Genomic DNA, 2,679 nt, shown 5'->3' on the forward strand with positions numbered 1-2,679 from the left:
CATTTAAACAGGAAGGACTTTTTGACAAAGTCAACCAAAGCGATATTGAGATAAGTGAATTTTCTTCAACGGTTCGAAAGCAAAAAGAGTTACGACAGTTGTTTGAGCATGTCGATGACAGTTTGTTTGCCTTATCGTTGCGGAGAGCTGAATTATCCGAATTTGTGAATGAACAGATTACTGAAGTCTACTATAAAGTGGATAAAAGTCTGGAGTCGAAGCTAACCGACCTCCAGAAGTAGAAGCTGATAAAACTGTCACCTTGGAGGAAGATAATAATGCGACCTTAGACATTCCAGCACCAACTGACCCCGATGGTGATGCGTTAACTATTACTGTTGACAGTATTCCTGACCCAGAAATTGGGCAAGTACTATTGTCAAATGATACTCCGGTAACTGCGGTAACTATTGGTCAACAGTTAACCACAGACCAACTAACATCATTAACATTTGTTCCAGTTGCTAACGCTAATGGAGCTGCTGGCACTTTCAGTTACACCGTTGATGATGGCAATGACGAAAATAGTTCCTCTACCCAAGTTATTAATATTGATGTCACCCCAGTAAATGACCTGCCCATTGCCATTGATGACGGACCAGTATTTACCAATTTGGGGAATGTGATAACAATTGATGTGTTGGGAAATGACAGCGATATTGATGGCCCAGATCCTTTGTCAATTACAACTCTTAGCAATGATGAGCCTTTGGGTATCTTAAATAACTTGGGTACTCAAGTTCAATACACAGCAGTGTTTGGCACTGGTACCGACCTCTTTCAATACACCATTACGGATGGTCTCGACGAAGCTACTGCTACTGCTACGGTAAATATTCTGGATGTTAGTAATGATCCTGACTTCTTGGTGGGTGGTGAGTTTAATGATAATTTTGATGGTAGCGGAGGCGACGATACTCTGGAAGGTTTAGCAGGTAACGACACTTTAGCAGGAGATGATGAAAACGACAGTTTAGTCGGTGGTGACGGTAACGACTCCATAGATGGAGGTGACGATGATGATATCTTTATTGGTGGTCTGGGAGCGGATACCCTCTCTGATGATAATGGCAATAACACTTTTGTTTATACCAGTGCTGATGACGGTGGTGCGAAGTTTAATGCTGCGGATGCTGCTTCTATTGGTACTGCCATTAGTGCTGGTTTGTACGACCGCATTACTGGTTTTGAGGACTTAGGTGTCGTCGGTGGGGATACTATTGCATTTTCTAGCACAGTTATTCCTGCTGTTGATAATATTGCTACCGATGTACAAACTACCAATATTTCTGGAAATGTGTTAATAGCTGGAAACCCTGGTTTATTTGCCTACGAAGTTGAAGGTAAAACTTACCTCATTTATGATGCTAATGGCGATAATACGGTTGGTGATGATTCACAAATTTTGGCAGAATTAGAAGATGTTAGTGGGGTTGTTGCCCTGGATATAAATGACGACTTTACTATTATCTAATATCCAGTTGCTATTAAGTATCAGTCACTAATAATTTTGTATCTCTTACTAGATAGGTTGTTGAGAACTCAGCAACCTATTTTTTATATAGGACTACGCAAATATAGCGCTGTGCGCAGGCAACTGGCAACAGCTCATCTGGCAACAGGGAACCCATCCCTAACCCCTCCCAGGAGGGGAATAAAAAACCGATAATATAAGGCTTTTAGCTATTGGACACCTCTTGTAATTTGTAAATATCCCAGCGCACATTGCTATAGGTTATATCATATTCGGTTGAATACTTATAAATAACTGTTGTGAGGAGTCAGGAGTCAGTCCTCAGGAGGGAAAAAAGGAGAAAAAGAGCAAATATTGGAGAAAAGTAAAGATAATTTCAGTATTTCTTTGGTACTGTCGGTACTGTCAGTCATTAAATTTTATTTATAACTGATTATCCGTTAGCATAGCTCCCCCTCCGGGGGAACATGATATTAGAACATTTATAAATGCTCAAACTCATTCAGATATTACTTTTAACTTTTGACTTTTGACTTTTGACTTGCGCGTAGCGCTATAGCTTTTCTTAAAAAAAATAATCCTTTACCCTTGACACTTTGATGAAAGAATGAGTAGGATGGAAAAGCATCAATGATCGAGATTAAGTGCATAAAGAAAATCAGGTTAGTTGCACCCTTGTTTGGATTGAATTCCTACCTACTTGTGATACGGTGGCAGGAAAAAAAATTAGAATCTTGAATTAAAAGGGAAAAAATCTCCTTGAATTTACTTATTATTTGAATATAGCAGTCGAAGGAAAGGTTAGGGCAGTTCAAAAGCTTAAAACTCAGACAAAGCAACATTTTTCCTTCTTCCCTCTTCCTTCAGCTATATCATTTAACAGCATCTAAGTGAAAACTACCAGAGTTTTCTAGTTGAAGTTGCTGAAATATTTATTGTCTATTGTCAATTCATCGGTAATTATCATTAATCGAACTCAGCAAAATTACAGAATAAATAATCATATTTTTTTCCTGTTTTTCAGGCTGAGATATGAAGAAGTGAAATGATAGTTAAAAGTCATTTTTACAAATGGATGTAATATCAATTGAATAAGCATTTAGTAATTTGTAATAACATCATGTCCGGTTGAACAGTGATAAATAAATAACTACGGAGGAGTCAGGAGTCAGGAGTCAGGAGTCAGGAGGGAAGAAAGAAGAAGA

General features: G+C 38.4%; 2 protein-coding genes. Both read left to right on the forward strand.

The window, feature by feature from the left end; all coding sequences use genetic code 11:
* Positions 1-242: hypothetical protein (locus F6K13_RS27470; RefSeq protein WP_287289057.1), on the forward strand; the 242-nt coding region annotated here is incomplete at its 5' end.
* 20 nt (positions 243-262) lie between these two features.
* Positions 263-1,474: a calcium-binding protein gene (locus tag F6K13_RS27475; RefSeq protein WP_287289059.1), complete on the forward strand. Its 1,212-nt coding sequence runs from the start codon at positions 263-265 to the stop codon at positions 1,472-1,474.
* The last annotated feature ends 1,205 nt before the right edge of the window (positions 1,475-2,679 follow it).

Origin of the sequence: Okeania sp. SIO2B9 (genome assembly GCF_010672505.1) — a bacterium.
Taxonomy (GTDB): Bacteria; Cyanobacteriota; Cyanobacteriia; order Cyanobacteriales; family Microcoleaceae; genus Okeania; species Okeania hirsuta.